At 51.3% G+C, this 16593-nt stretch carries 7 protein-coding genes; all 7 read right to left on the bottom strand.

The window, feature by feature from the left end; translation table 11 throughout:
* Positions 1-33: 33 nt before the first annotated feature.
* Positions 34-3120, bottom strand: coding sequence for a heparinase II/III family protein (locus SCARR_RS05625; RefSeq protein WP_136060525.1), 3087 nt, complete (start codon positions 3118-3120; stop codon positions 34-36).
* A complete protein-coding gene (locus SCARR_RS05630; protein ID WP_168433027.1) occupies positions 3120-6275 on the bottom strand; it encodes a chondroitinase family polysaccharide lyase in 3156 nt (1051 codons plus the stop codon). Before SCARR_RS05630 ends, SCARR_RS05625 begins: the two co-directional genes overlap by 1 nt.
* Entirely contained in the window at positions 6232-8043 is a 1812-nt protein-coding gene (locus SCARR_RS05635) for an arylsulfatase (protein ID WP_136060527.1), read from the bottom strand. Before SCARR_RS05635 ends, SCARR_RS05630 begins: the two co-directional genes overlap by 44 nt.
* Before the next feature lie 256 nt (positions 8044-8299).
* The gene (locus SCARR_RS05640) at positions 8300-11707 is read right to left on the bottom strand and encodes a LamG-like jellyroll fold domain-containing protein (protein WP_136060528.1); all 3408 of its coding nucleotides are present in this window, start codon (positions 11705-11707) and stop codon (positions 8300-8302) included.
* 242 nt (positions 11708-11949) lie between these two features.
* The gene (locus SCARR_RS05645) at positions 11950-12207 is read right to left on the bottom strand and encodes a hypothetical protein (protein ID WP_136060529.1); all 258 of its coding nucleotides are present in this window, start codon (positions 12205-12207) and stop codon (positions 11950-11952) included.
* Between the two features lie 19 nt (positions 12208-12226).
* Entirely contained in the window at positions 12227-14365 is a 2139-nt protein-coding gene (locus SCARR_RS05650) for a hypothetical protein (RefSeq protein WP_136060530.1), read from the bottom strand.
* Between the two features lie 241 nt (positions 14366-14606).
* Positions 14607-16448 carry a hypothetical protein gene (locus SCARR_RS05655; RefSeq protein WP_136060531.1) on the bottom strand — a complete coding sequence of 614 codons (1842 nt, stop codon included), beginning with the start codon at positions 16446-16448 and terminating at the stop codon, positions 14607-14609.
* Positions 16449-16593: the final 145 nt, after the last annotated feature.

The raw sequence follows: 16593 nt of genomic DNA on the forward strand, positions 1-16593 counted from the left end.
AACTCGCCTAATTGAAGACTCCTTCGGCACTTATTATTCGATGGCCGACAAAAACTCATCTGAATAAAACTCGGCGCGGTCCTCGAATTCAAAAGAGGCCTGCTGGGAGCCGGTTTTAAAGGGATACCCGATATAGGACCATCCCTCCGCCCGTTTCTCCAACCCGGGGCGTCCGTCGATTTTCACTAGCGTTTCATTCATATCCTGCTGAAGTTCGATGGCGGTTATTTTATAAACATTACTTACGTCAGCACCAAAATCCGCCCGGCCCCACATTCCGATATAGTGCTCCGGATTCTTCACAATCCCCTTCAAGCGAAAGTATCCAGATTCCACTCCGGCATCCTGTCGATAGCCAGCCTCGAGGATCGGCTGCTTTTGAAGGGGTATCGATGCCAGCTCCAGCCCCGGCCCTTTAACCGACGAGTTCCGAAGGGTGACTGCCGCCCAGGGTTTGCTTTGGCGCTTCGCTTTCGATACCCACGCCCCGCGTCCCATGAACTCCAAGCCATCCACGGTTCGTATTTCGCGATCATAGCTGGAATACAGATAATCGATTCTTCCCGAGGCAAAAAGTACTCTCACCACAAACGGCTTCTTGTGTTCCTCTAAACGTTCTGTCCCCTGTTCAAAATAAACCGTCTTGACCTCTTTAATTGGATCCCCATTTTTCTGGTCCGCACGATCATGTTCATAAATGAGCGGCGTAATGGTCTGCAGGGTTCCGGTCGAGTCGTCAGAACCTTCCCGGCGAATATACAAGTGGGGCGTAAATTCCATGGGGGGCGCATCAGCCGGGGAAACCCATAGTTTTCGATACGGATCCCGTATTGGATCGAGTGATTCGCCGCTTAGCAACACGGTGTTTTCGCTACCTGTCCCCCAGACTTTCAAGCGCACTCCGGTTGACTCGGTCACCCACTCGATATCCCATGGCTTCGAGCCGTCCAGAACCTCCACATTTTTGAAGGCTTTGAGATAGGCTCCCCTCATCTTCCCACTCCAATATCCCCTCGTCGCATCGGCAATTTCTTGTTGCGCTTTTTTGGCGGAACAGGTGGTGGTTGCATCTTCACCCAGAGGCGCTTTCACCCCAATCTGGTGCATGTCGCCCCCCGCAATACGATGGAAATCCGCCAGATAAGACGACGTCCCATGCACCGGAATCAACATTAACATTCGGTTGCGGAATTGAACCCCTTGCTCGACCGTTCCCGGGGAGGCGGCATCTACCGAGGTGACTAACCCTTCGGGGGTATATTCATACACCGCCGTGCGGCGCCACTCTTTATAATCCAACTCCGGCTTTCGAACCGAATAGCTCCGCAATCCGACCTTTCTGGTCTCAATCAGCTCCGGAACTGTTTTCGCGGCTTCCGGGGTATAGGTCAACGCGGGGGGTATTGGTGCGGGATAATCGACTCTAAATTGCTCGTATTCATCCCGGAGCGTCCGGCTGGCTTCATCCAGAACCGGCCCGTTCCGCCAATGAACCGAAGACCCATTCTGTGCGCTCGTGATATAATAGCGATACCAGGACTTGCAATACCCGATTTTCGGTAGCAATTCCTTGCCGCTGCCCCACAGCACAATGGACAGATCGTCATTATGATGGTGATAGAATTTCCGCGAGGACAGGCTGAGTCCGAGATAGGTCCGGTTTTCACTACACATCGGGAAATAGCCCCAGGCGGCATCTGGATGGATCTCATTCGTTTCAAACACCCGATTTTCCGTAAGCGTCTTTGGAATCGTGGTATCCGCCAGCCGGACACGCTCTCCGTTCGGATATGTAAAGCTGCCTACTTTAACCCGGCCAGCGGACGTCATGACATCTTGTATATACTGATCCAGTAATGAATCTTTCTCGATCAATCCTTTTTCCAAGGCATACTTCATCGCGATACGAAGGCTCCGCATCGTATTTCTCAAGCTCCCGACAACCTGATTCTGATAGGAGCCCCCTTCCGCTTCCACTCCGTTGAAGGTTGCATATTGCCGAACGATGGCATCGATAAAATGGGCACAGTCCAACAGGGCCTTTGGATAGTCGCAACACGCTCCCGTCAGCACCATGCTTCGAAGGTTACGGCCGAATACGTTCCCGGGATTGGAATAGCCATCCTCCCCTCCATTCATTCCGCTGATCATATACGCGACATAATTTTCATGCCGATCAATCAAGGCTTGCCGAACCTTATTTTTCAAGCGTTGGGGATCGCCAAACTTTTCCCAGGCCGACGTGGCTTTCCCAACCGAATGAAAAGCCAACATCCACACATTTTCGACGCCCGGCATACCATGCATATCCATTCCGGCAATACGCTGGATGGACGTCCCTTTTTCAATATCGGGAATGTCATTTTCAGGAAAAGTGAGTTTGTTTATGTGTACGCCTTTTTTGTTTTCGGAAAGAGACAGCAGGATCTCAATGCACCGTTCAGCATAAATCTCGTCTTGCGTTCGCTCATAGAGGAAAAACAGCGTGGAGACCAATCCGATATCCCGATGCCCCTGTTTACCCACCGGAACCGTGCCATACAAACGTTCGAGTTGTTCCTGCTGCATCACGCTTTCAAGACAATAATTCATTCCTACTTCAGATTGATACACATCGAAATCCATCGCCTCCCCGTGCATCGTTAAACGAACCGTATGATTGGCCTTAAACTTTTTAGAGGGATAGATGATTTCCTTGCAATGAGTGCAGACTAGCTTCCCTTCCTTCAAATCCAGGGGATAGATATTCTTGGTGAATTTAGGTTGGCAATTCGGACAATTTCCTCCTTTTCCTTGATACCCATACGGCCAGACCTCAATCGCCTGAATCTCTTTGACTTTTTCCCACCCGCCGATATCGGACAACAAGGCGTCATAATGTTCCTTTAATTGCGGGATGCTCATTTTCGCGAGAAGGTCGTATGACATTACAAAAGACAAAACATCGGGAGAGTCCACCTGCTTCTGCGAAGCCTTTACCGATTGTTTGCTCTCTTCCGGCTGATCCCCCGCTGTCACGGAAGGTGGATTGATCGGCTCCGGCGGGTTTTCCGACTCGGCAGAACAACTACACAGCAACAGGGCTAAACTTAATAGCGGCATTAATTTTACACACCTCATTATTTCTCCAAATAAAAGTGGGTTGTTTTTCCGTGGCGGCAATTGAGGGTGATCGAGGTGCTTCCGCCATCTATAGCAACCTGATGGCCATATTCCGCATCTGTGCGGATCAATTTAAAGGCTTCATTCAGCGTAATCACAAGCTCCACATCCCGACTAGGACCCGGCTCTTGATACCCTTCGGCATAAGGCTTGGATTGTCCTCGAATATGGGACTTATGCGTGAAATCCGTTGCATTCAGATCCGGGACGGCCACACTCAGAACCAGCTCGCCACCGTCTTCCTTCAGCATGACCAGACTCTCATGACTCACTTGACGGATCGGGCCGAAACCCAACGGCGCATCCGCATCAAAGACGGCATAGCCCGTCGTTGCAGACTTTTTATCTTTTACGATATGAGCGATCTGATCCTGCCTCAAGACTTCATAATCCTTCGCCGGCTGATTGAATCGCCCCTTTAACTCCTCTACCGACGTTTGGGGAATCACCACATATTCATAGGACTGGTTATTGGGCGAACTCCCATGATTGATCCAGGCCGAGGCAAAGTCGCCCTGCGTATAGGGATCGCCTTTGACTTTCTTCGTGCGCTCATTGAAGCGATAGGAATAATCATATTTGGGCGAGGTTTGATGCGCTTTTTTAACCTTCAGTTCTCCACCCGAATATAAAATATACCCCGTTCCATAAGAGTCTAAAACCCAGTGCGACTCCGGCCCGGAAAGTTCTTTTTCATATGGGAACTCGGTGACCGCCTGATCTCGATCCACCCATAAGGCGGAATCCACTGCGGGCAGTTTATTTTGGAATAAGATGGTTTCAACGGGGTAATCCCCACTTTTAGCCGACACCCCAGAGCCAAGGCATATCACACGATCTCCAAGGCAAAAATACGACTTCTGGGCCTGAACCGGGGCAAATAAATTCAACTCCTTGTATGCGGGATCAAAATTGAACGCAGTACTTTCATCCAGATCCATGGCGAACACGCCATCCTGATTTTCGAGATGCACCCCGCCCATGAAGATTTGCAACGACTTCAATGCAACGATCTCCTCTTTCGACTCCAGCCTTTCCCAAGGCAACGGGACGATGGTTGCGCCGGGCATCCGGTTCCAATCCCATCCGTCGTTGTGGTATCCGCTGGCCCGGGCCCCCTGCCCATACACCACCTGCGCTGTTCCTGCGGCAATGTAACGGGAGAAACGATTTGCATCGATATAGGTTTCACTGCCCCACGTGTAGCGGTTATAGCCCTTGAAGGTCATCATCCAACCGTTCCGACGGTGGATCGAAAAGCCGCCATAAGGGAAGGTCCAGAAACCCGATAACTCTTCCGCCTCAATCCCTGCATCCAGAAAGGAGGATGAATCCTGCGGATAGTCCCACTGCCGCACGTATGCCGACGCCATTTCACGATCCAGAGGGTTTCCTGGAAGCAATGCCATGGTTCTATATGATTCCTTAAGGGTATAGGATGCCGTCAAGGGATGACGCCCCGTCATGCCGAATCCCGTCTGCTGATTTTGCGTATACAGTCGTACCGACAACAACGCCTTTCTAAAGTTTTCCAGCGCGCGGTCCGAAACACGATAGTCGCTCTCATTGAGCAACTTGATCAGGGGAGGAATCTTCGAGAACGAGGCGTTGGCATAAGCTGGATAATGCCCCCAATGATGAAACGTGGTTCCGTCCATGCGAAAGCCCCATCGATCATAATGAGCATCCTCTCGCTCGTCTTGGGAATCAATGGCGGTTGATAAAAACTCAGAATACCGCCTCAGTAGCGCATCTTTCTTGCTATCCTCGGCAAAGAGGAAAATGCCCGCCGGGATATTCCCCATGTGCAACCTGAAAAAATCAAAGTTGGCAGACCGTTCTTGTTTCTGGAAAAACATATTCTGCACTTTTTGCGCCCAGCACAACGAATCCCGAACCGGGATCAATAATTTCGGATGCTTATTCTTCAAAAAATCACGGCAAAGGAACATACCTTGGGACAACTCTCGAAGGCGGTACGATACCCGCATAAAATGGGTGGACTTCCCAGACCACCCTTGGTCCAGCAGATAGGTCAGCGAATTCACCATCATCTCTTCCAACCGACTTTTCTCCTCCTCGGTTAAGACCTCCTTCCGACTGGTATAGGTTTTTGTCAGTTCGAGGAAAAAAACTCCAAACGTTTTAATTCCGCAAAAATCCGTTCCGGTTTTTAATCCCCAGCAGGACTCTAAATAATAGGCTCGTTCATCATCCACCAAGGCGATGCCGGAAATAGAATCATCGGCCCGACGTTCGATATGAAAATCCTGACCAAACTGCGCCTCAAGCTTCTGCAATACCCGCTCCAACCCTTCGCGGCCTAATTTTCTGTTCGGATAATATTTTTGAACATACTCCGACTCTATGCGTGCAATCTGCTTACTATTCTCCTTACCGAAAAACGGACTCGCCGGTAGCTGTTGCATACGCTCAAAAGCTTTTCTTTCCCCATTCAATATTCTTAGATGAACCTTCAAGCTTCGATTATCTTCGTAGCATGCCAGCGCTAGATTATCGAGAAACACCCGGCCGCGCCGATTCCCTTTCGGACTGATCACCCTGAAACCTGAAAACTCAATGGGCTCTCCCATTGCGGGCACCCGAGCACGCGCTTCCATCGCAAAATACGGCATCTTGATCAACGACCACCCTTCAAAATCAAGCGGAAAGGAAAACCCCAGCTTCGCCCCATTATCGCCAAACTCAAAACGCAGCGACTGATCCGAGATGTTCTCGTTATAAATCCAGGTAATAAAGGTCGGGCTGGCCGGAAAACTATCCATATATTTCAAACCGCTTTCTTCCAATGCCATGGGGTTGAGTCCTGTTACGGATAAAACACTTCCATCGCCCCAATCCCACCGCAAGGCATGAGAACCAAACTTGCTTTTCGAGGACGTGATTGTTGCCTCTCCACCGCCCGCTACACGATAATGATCTAAGCAGGAACGTTGCTCAAAATCATGCCGCTTCGATAAGGCCTCGTCTGCCAAAACAGGACTAGACAAGATAAACAACCCCCCCAACAACGGACTCAAATACATGTAGTTCATCCGTACTCCCAAACTAAATGCGTTTAACGTAGGCATAATATGCGCCACATAACTCATCCCCATTTTTATCCAGGAATGAGGTTTTTATTTCGACCCGGCCTTTTTTTAGAGAAACGTTGAACACGATAGATTTATCGCTTGAAGAGACGTTTTTCATCTCGTCGAAACCAGCGATCTGCAGTCGGGCTTGGGCAATGGGGAATGCTTTCCCAACTGGGTATGGTGGTTCCCCGTAGTAGTTCGGTATTAGGTCCACCGGCTCAAACACCGGGATGCTAGCTGAAATTTCGGCATCTGCTTCCTTGGGCCAGCGACGCAGCTCAATCTCGTAGTCACCATCTTGCGCCACATCGACCTTCCATACGCCATTGGTATTCATCCCATTACGAATACTATATTGAACCGTAACATTAGATTCCTTGGTTGCCCCTTTGTGGTTAAACCAATCGAAACAGGTTAAAGTGAGCGGGTTTTCGTGATCGGAGCCGATGACAAAGCATTCTTCTGTCTGGAACTCCGGCTGTATATCCGTCCACCATTTTTCATAGTGATTCAGCATCTGTTCCATAATCTCCGGGTGTTGCGCTGCAATGTCCTTTTCCTGTCCGGGATCAGCCGCCACATCATACAACTCATGTCCTTTAACCAACCGCCATTTGTTCCACAGTACGCACCCATCCCACATTGGCGCATCCAGTTGTCTGGCCCACCGTACGACCAGCATGCGATCTTCTAATTTTAATTTTTTGCCGGTCAGCAATTCGCTCAAATCAACCCCGTCTAACTGGAGTGCTTCGGTATTCTGCAGATTACACAATGAAATGAGGGTCGGAAAAACATCCTGAATTTGGGTCAACTCATCGATATCACGTGGCATGCCAAGATGCCCATCGGGCCAACTGATAAAGAAAGGAACACGGTGACCACCTTCGTAGGGCTTGCCTTTACCGCCCCTCATGCCGGCATTATAAATGCCCCGTCCTTTGGTTCCGCCGTTGTCGGTTGCAAAAATCAATATTGTGTTTTCCAGTAGATTTTCATCCACCAAAAACTGATCCAACCGGCCTATGTTTTCATCGATATTCGCGATCATGCCATAAAAGCTCGCGGTAGCATTATTTAATCCTTTATCCAAATAATATTGGCGATAACGCTGCGGAACTAAAAGAGGGCCATGCGGGGCATTGGTCGGGAGGAATAAAAAGAAAGGCTTTTTCCGGGCTTTGCTCTGCCGCATGAACTTCATGCTTTCATTAAAAAACACATCGGTGCAATAGCCCTTGTATTGCTTCATTACCCCGTTATGGGAAAAATAATCGTCGAAGTAGTCGTTATTCCAATAATCCGTAGTCTGGGAAATGCTAGCCCCTCCGTGGCAGATGGATTCCTGAAATCCTCTATCATGCGGACGGTGAGGGTACGAATCGCCCAGATGCCATTTTCCAAAGAGCCCGGTGCGGTACCCATTCGCGGAAAAAACATTCGCGAGGGTGGGGATATCCCGATGCATGAGTTCCCGGCTGTAGCCAAAGGAACTTGCTCCGTTACTCAGCGCATCTTGTCCGGTCAGCAATTGCCCACGCGTCGGGGTGCAGACCGGGGCTACATGAAAATCAGTAAGCCGAATGCTTTTGCCATGCAATTTATCCATCTGGGGTGTTTCCAGAACATGATTACCATGAGCCGACAAATCCCCATACCCTTGGTCGTCAGTCAGGATGAGAATCACATTAGGTTTTTGACCGCTGGCGGCACTCGCCGCGGTCGAACCCCAACAAACCAAACCAATGAGAACCACACTTATTTTCATGAAGATAGAATACATTTTAATCCTTAATTACCCTGCATTAATGACATTTAAACCGAGCTCACCCCGCATTTAACACGATACTTATAAACCGAACGCTCTATAAAATATAGAGCTGTTTTGCGACTACACAGAACCCTGTTTGCGAATGGATAATCTGACAGAATAATCCGTCAAACAGCTCAAAAACTAAAAATCCCAAACCCAAACCAAAAAAAAACATCCCGGTAGTGAGCCGGGATATTCTCTGAGTCAACTAATCTTCGAATGACTGCTATTTAATGATCAGTCGGATGAATTGTTTTTCAGCGGCATCCGTGGACACCCGGTTGGTGACGGCATTGAACTCGTCATCAATCATGCCCGTACCCATCACCTCGTACCCGACGTTGGTCCACTGTCCAAACACAAGGTCATCACACGCTTCCAGATAATACTGAAGACCACTGTTCGAATCGGAACGCTGGGGATACACATAGGTAAACCAGTTGGTTCCATCGGCTTCCATGGTGCCTAGCGCCTGAGGAAGCCCCTGATTATCGGAATCGGTAGGATCTCCGCCCAATGCATACTCATGCAGGTTGTTGATCTTATCCCCATCCGGATTGGCATCCTGATCCGCCAGACCGGCATCCTTTTCCGCCTTAGTGAAGAACGCATTGATCCAGCCAGAATAAGTGAGACTCATTTCCTGGAGGAAATCCGCGGTCTGAGCCAGATTCCAGCTGTCGCCGCCATCGGCGCTACGCCACAATACCGGATCGGTGGCTTTCTTAGCACCGTTCAACTGGGGCCATTTTTCGGCATAGGCATCGTTCAAATCGTCGCCAGCGCCGTTCGCCACACCACCGTTCCCGAGGTTGTTGTAGTAATGCAACAGGAGGGTCAGGTTGCCCTTATGGTCCACGGTCAGCTTATGATACCACAGGCTGAATAGATCCAAGCTGTGCTGCGGATAGGCAATGATACCTTGATCCACAAAAGCAGCATCAGAAGTCTTTTTGCGATAATAACGCAGGCCGAGGCTGGCTCCTGGCTGTGTGGATTCATTCTGAGCAGTTACCACATGCAGCGTGTCCGCATTGTCGATCTCCAGAGCCACAAACACCGTGGGGGCGCCAAGCACCGAGGTACCATCGGCCAACCAAGCCTCAGTATTATTGGACACATCGTCATCTGGATCACTCATATCGACATTGAGGGCCTGCAATGCCACACCGGTATCCCAAGCACTGGTATCGCTCGGGTTGGTCGATTTCACGTAAACTGATGCAGTGAATTGACCGGGCAGAATAACATGCAGGTAGCCCTGGCTATCCATAACCATGGCTGGCGAAACGTAGACCGCATTCCCCCCACCGCTCGAACCCAGATGCACCTCAGACGAGAAGGTCTGCGTCTGCGTGTTCCAGGTTACGGCATACTGGTGAGTTTCTTTACCATCGTCAGCAACATCATCGTCGGAATAGGCGAGATGGACGTCATCGCCAATAGCCACCACACTGGAGGAATCGCCAGAATGAGTACTGAGGGTCAGTCTGCGGGTCAGCCCAGGCCATAGGTCAGTCGCAGAGGCCGAGAGCACCCCGCCACTCTTAGAGAGCACGACAAGCTGATTCTGAATCATCATGATGGGCGCACGATTGGCCAGCAACTTGCTTGGGTTGGCCGGATCGCGGACCGGAATGATGCGGCTTCTATTTTCTGGAGTCGTACCCGCTTCCGTTGTGATGTCGAGGACAGACCAAGTCGCCATTTCGTCTGAAGAATACAGTATCAGATTTTTCGAGTCGGTATAAACCGGCACATAAACAACCCCCTCGGCATCGAAGAAGACGCGTTCATCTCCCGCATCAGCACGGTATCCGGTCCTTGGACTTTGGCTATATCCGTTGGCCCGAAGAATCGAATCCAATGAGATGGTTTCCCACGCCCCCGAATCGTTCAGCCTCTGGAGTTCAAGCGCCCGATGCTCGTTGTTATCCAAGCTCACAGCATGGTTGTAGAAATACTCACCAATGCCTACAGGAGCGACGCGACCGAGCATGTACGGCGCATTCGCGCTATCAAAGCTGACTTTGGACGGGAAATAACGCGGATTGTAACCCACCGTTTCACGTGCGCGGTCATAGTTGTATACTGTGGGAGACACATCCCAATCATATTTGTAGGGCGTGCTGCCTGGAACCATTGTCGGTGCTCCGCCGTCGAGTTCGGATTCCCCGTGATCCCATGCGGATTTACCCGCAACGAGGCTATCGGCGGGCAGCGTGGCCAAGATTTCCGCGAGCACTGCAGATGCTGACGCAGCAGCGGTTGATTCCCGGAAATAGATATCCTTGATTCGCCCATTAAAATAGGCACTCGAGACCGTTGCATCAAACCCAATGGACAGGGTGCTCGAGACCGGTGGCTGGTGGAATTTCATGTTCGCCAGAGAATCGACCTCCTTATTATCGGCAAAAATTGTGCCGGTTCCAGTGTAGTCGCCATTCGCATCCGGACCGCTCGTAATCTCAAACCCAGCGGTAACCAAGACCCATTTGTTCAGCAGCGCATCCCATCCTGTCAGCGTATAGCTGGTTCCCGTGCTGTCCACGGTCGTGAATGCCCATTTATTGTCCGCTGAAGCAGAAAAACGAAATCCGCCGGTTCCATCATAGTCGGAGTAGATCATCCGTTGCGTACCCTGACCGCCTTCCAGCCGCACCAACGCCGAAATGGAAAAACTATTGGTGATGGTTCCGGGCTTTGGATCAACAACCACGGAATCATTGATTCCGTCAAATTGCAGGGAGGTTCCGGCGCCCAAGGGTGTAAAAGCGCTCCATATTCCACCGGAGGAAAGACCGTCGAAGCCACTGTTCACCTCCGTGATCGTGGAATTGCTGGCATCGTTAAAATCCCAATGCATGGATACAGGAGCCTCTGTAAACGGAACCGCGTCGGCCATCGTCGTACCAATCCGGATTTCATCGACGTAACCCAAATTCGCACCTAAACTGAACCCGAAATGCGTAATCGGAGAAAAGGTGGCACCCGTAGAGGAAATCGTATGGGAGGCGCTCCCGGCTACATCGGTCAGATCGGTCGGATCAAAATAAGTCGTCATCGTGCCCGCATCGAGATTAATCGCGGAAACGACAAAATGAAGCCCGGCGTTCGTGGGGCCACCCATGTCGTTAATACCGCTGGGGTTTCCATAGGTGCCCCAGCCAGTGGCAGTCGCGCGAACCATGGCCTGCATAACCGGACCCATGTTGCTGGAGGCTCCCACCGCCCCGCTCAAAAGCCCTGCGTTGAAGCCGCCTGTGGCGTTATCGGCATCGAACAGGAAACTCATATAGATGGTTCCACTACTGATCGCACCGTCGGTGAGTTCCAGCTGAAGGTTCTTGGTGCCGGCCACGATCCCGCTCATCCCCCCGTACTGGCCCATCACATCCAAGGTGTTTCCCCGGCCATCCATATAGAAAAGACCGGCGGAGTCGTAGGTTCTCATCCGATAGTTGGTGAGCGTCGCATTGTTGGTGAAGCCCATGCCGCCCGGCATATCCCTGACCCGGATATTCCCAACCGCGTCGAATCCTTCATAGGCCAGCAACGTGGCCTGCGCGCTCATGCCCAATCCCGCCATGGCCGCCATGACGAGTAGCATAAATTTTATTTTTAGCCTTTTCATTTAACACATCTCCATTTGCTTTACCATCCCAGCAAGATGACTATCGAAGTATACCCAATTGCTGAGTTCCTTTGTTCATTAGTATCAGCATGATAGAGTCGTCGCCCCAAAGCGCTAGAGTCCAATTTGCGACTCATTATGAACCCCGTTTACGTCTGAGACTCCAGCACCGAAACAAATGCTAAAAACAAGAAAAGCCCCGGCGAAATACCGGGGCTTGGACTTCCAACGCTTAGACGCGTTTAGTTCTTTTCATCCGCGAGTTTGACAACCGTGAGCTTGACAAACTCCTGACTGGAAATATCCGTGCGGTTGGTCATCGATTTATAGTTATTGACCGAGGCGGACTCGCCTACAAACTCAACGCCGGTGGTGGCCCAAACCGGGGCACTCACCAAGTTGCCATCGAGCTCGACCGTATAGGTCAGGCTGCAGCCATCGGGTACTGCCGATTTTAAGAGCCCTCGTGCGCTGTCTGCGGCTTGCCGGTTATCCGGCAAACCGCATGGGGTTACCTTTTTACTCGGAAATCACCCGGAAGAACTCCGCGTTGTTCGTCGGCACAATGACGCTGTCCCAGTTAACTTCGCTCACGCCTGTTGTGGTTGCGATATCCAACCAGTTGTTGTATGCCATGTCGGTCGTGCTCTGCAAAATGTACGTGGCAAGAGGGGTCATATTGCTGCTCGACATGCTGAAATTTTCTCCTGAACCTCCACCCAATTCTATATAAGGCGGCGTCACAATAACGTCGGCTTCCGTCGTAAAGGCGAATCCATTAAAACACGCGTCTCCTGATACGGCGGTCGGCAAGCTGAAGGACTCCGTCCCGGTAGCGTTCGCCACCCAGCTAAGCGTGATGATGGTTTGCACATCAGCTACGTTAGACCAAGATGCGATGGCAGTGGGATTGCCAGCCTGGAATATATCTACCGCTCGGCCCTGCGTTCCCCCAGAGAAAAACAACTGGAGATAGTAGGCCTCCCCCTCCTGCAAATCCGTGAAGGATAAGTTGTAGTCGTCGTTCGCACTGACGGCCATCGAAGAAAATAAGGTATTAATGTTCCCGCCAACATCGGGAACCGATGCGTCAAATTTATTATAGCCTTTAACACCAGTTCCCGTGATTTGAAGCTGACCGATTGCTGCCGCTCCATAGGTCACATCCAAAGCCTTCGAGCTAGTTGTAAGGACCGGTTCCACGGCAAAATCCACGCCGTTTACGGTGACCGGTACCGCTAAACCAGCACCGTCTATTCCAACTTCCCCCCAGTTGACGGCCGCCACCACATTGTTGGTAAGAACATCGGTGTCAACCGGAGTCGTGATCTTATCGACCGTGACATTGGCAGCTACAGGTTGACGAAAAACCGAAACCGATACGGCGTTGGTCTGACTGTCAACTTTTCCGGTTTCGTTCCAAATTACCTGTGCCGTGGCGGTTGCCGTTTCCTTTGCGGGCAGGCTGTCCGAAGCGTTGTCGAACGCAATGGCAAGCGTATTTGAGGGCACAGCATCGGTGAGGGTCAGAGGAACCGACGAACAGGAAAAGCCCGCATGCGATGCGTCAGCAAAGAGTACCGCCGTGATTTCAACGTTCGCCGGAGCTATGGTATCGGCAGTAAAGCTAACGGTAAGATTGCTCGAAACCGATGTGGCGGGATCGTCAAGGCTCATCGCGAGTGAACCGGGCAGAATGAGACTTGCCGGCGGCGCGGAATAGGTCGCGGAAGCTGGCTGCGTATTGGTGTAGGTTGCCCCGCCGATTTCATTCCAAACCACCTCAAACAGCCCCGTCGAGGTTTGCCCGTGAGACAACCCTGCCACGGAAAGATCGAACTCGACATCTGCCAGAACAACGGTGGATGGTGTCGAACCTGAGAGCACCATTGGCGACGAAAAGCCCGACACACGGAAGGCCCCCGGATGCGTCTGCCTGATCACATCTACCGCCGTGATTTGTACATTGCCCCCGATAGAGGACGGAGAGAAAGTCACGTCCACCGTACCCGAGGATAGAGTCTCCGGATATGCCAGGTTCAGGACAATTCCGTCAGCGGGCAAAAATACCAATGGCGGCGCAAACCGAGTGTTCATCCTGATTTCTGCGAGGGTAAAATTGTTTACGGTAGGGGTGGCAGGATCGGAGTTATGGCCTGTGATTTGAATGCGGTCAAACTGCGTTCCTTCAGCCAGGGTGAAGCTACCTCGTGTATAGAAGGTTCCATCGTCAATCCCCAGCCCCGTCAACGTTGCCACCGGCGTACTGTAATCTCCGTTGTAGAGCACCACATCAAAATCATCATCACGGATCGGGGTAAGTTCTCGGCCATAAAAGTCGAGATTGATGGTCTCCCCGCCCGAAGCGACGGTAAATACGCCATCGGTGAGTATATAACTCAGGATGGCGTCTCCTTCTTTAGCCCAAGAGTACATAACCTCCAGGACTCTACTGGTAATATCGGGCATCGGACTCATCGGAGTATCGCTATCGTACGCGAAGGGATCATCCAGCGTAAAACCAATATTTCCAAACCCGGGGGCGGGCGTATTTGCGGTATCTGCCGTGAGCCCAATGTCCCACGCCTGCACGCTCATGCTCAAGCCCGACAGGACTGCCATGACGAGTAGCATGAATTTTATTTTTAGCCTTTTCATTTAATACATCTCCTTTTGCTTTACCATCCAAGCCCTCTGGCTACCGAAGTGCAACGAGTTCCCTAGTGGACTATTTCATGATCCAATAAATATATACCCATCTCGCACAAGGTCTAGAGTCCAGTTTGCGCCTCGGCAAGGGTCTATTTTGCGAATGGCACTCCAGGACCGCAACGAGTGCTAAAAACAAGAAAAGCCCCGGCGAAACACCGGGGCTTGGACTTTCAACGCTTAAACGCGTTTAGTTCTTTTCAACCGTGAGTTTGATAAACTCCTTATTGGAAACATCCGTGCGGTTGGTCATCGATTTATAGTTATCGACCGAGGCGGACTCGCCTACAAACTCAACGCCGGTGGTACCCCATCCCGACTCATCCACCAGATCCACACCAAGTTCAAGCGTATAGGTCAGGCTGCCATCATCCGTACGCTGGTTATGGACATGATAGAACCAGTTGGTTTCGCCATCGAGACCGGCAAATGACTCTGTAGCGCTATCAGCAACCAAAGGATCGCCATTCACGGAATATTCCATCAGATTGTCATTGCCATCGACATCTGGATCGTCAGTGAGCGCATCGTTCACCCCGCTGGTTAGGCCCTTGTCCAACGCCCAGGCATCATAGAAAACAGGAGTAACAGAATATGGCGTTACAACTTCTATCGTATTCCCGATCCGGACTTCGTCCACGTAGCCAATATTAGCGCCCAAGCTGAACCCGAAATGCGTGATTGGCGAAAAAGTGGCGCCCGCCGAGACTACTGTATGAGAGGCACTGCCGACCACATCGGTCAGATTGGTCGGATCAAAGTAGGTGGTCATCGTGCCGGCATCGAGATTAACCTCGGCAACGACGAAATGAAGCCCGGCATTCGTGGGGCCGCCAACATCGTCAATACCGCTCGGGACTCCAAAGTTGCCCCATCCTGTGGACGTCGCGCGAACCATGGCCTGCATAACCGAACCCATGCTGCTGGAGGCTCCCACCGCCCCGCTCAAAAGCCCTGCGGTGAAGCCGTTTGTGGCGTTATCGGCATCGAACAGGTAACTCATATAAACGGTTCCACTACTGATCGCACCGTCGGTCAGTTCCAATTGCAGGTTTTTGGTGCCGAAGATCAGTACATCCATCCCCCCAAACTGCCCCTCTACCTCCAACGAGTTTCCGTTGCCATCCGTATAGGAAAGACCGGCGGAATCGTAGGTTCTCATCCGGTAATTGGTGAGATCCAAATTATTCGTGAAGCCCATGCCACCCGGCATAGCCCTGACCCGGATATTCCCAACCGCGTCGAATCCTTCATAGGCATACAGTGTGGGAGTTGGCGGTGCGGTGAACGGAACCGCGTCGGCCATTGTCGTACCAATGCGGATTTCGTCCACATAGCCAAAATTGCTCCCTAGGGTGAGCCCGAAATGCGTAATCGGAGAAAAGGTTCCCGTAGAGGCGATCGTATGAGTGGCGCTCCCGGGCACATCCGACAGATCGCCCGGATCAAAGTAGGTCGTCATCGTGCCGGCATCGAGATCGAGCGCGACAACGACGAAATGAAGCCCGGCGGTCGTGGGGCCGCCAACATCGTCAATACCGCTCGGGACTCCAAAGTTGCCCCATCCTGTGGACGTCGTGCGAACCATGGCCTGCATAACCGAACCCATGCTGCTGGAGGCTCCCACCGCCCCGCTCAAAAGCCCTGCGGTGAAGCCGCTTGTGCCGTTATCGACATCGAGCAGGTAACTCATATAAACGGTTCCAGTACTGATCGCACCACCGGTGAGTTCCAGTTGCATGTTTTTGGTGCCGGAGACCTGTAAATCCATCCCCCCATACTGCCCCTCTACCTCCAACGAGTTTCCGTTGCCATCCGTATAGGAAAGACCGGCGGAGTCGTAGGTTCTATACCTATAGTTGGTGAGATCCGCATTGTTGGTAAAGCCATAACCGGGCACCATATCCCTGACCCGGATATTCCCAACCGCGTCGAATCCTTCGTAGGCCAGCAATGCGGCCTGTGCACTCATGCTCAATCCCGACATGGACGCCATGACGAGGATGATAAATTTTACTTTAAGCCTTTTCATTTAATGTTTCTCCTTCTGCCTTTCCATCTCGTCAAACTTGACTACCGAAGTGTAACCCGTTTCAAAGATTCTTTTTTTATTAACACCCAAATTATAAACTCGTCGTCAAAAAGCGCTAGAGTCCATTTTGTGTATCGGCAAGAGG

This window comes from Pontiella sulfatireligans, from assembly GCF_900890705.1.
Classification (GTDB): Bacteria; Verrucomicrobiota; Kiritimatiellia; order Kiritimatiellales; family Pontiellaceae; genus Pontiella; species Pontiella sulfatireligans.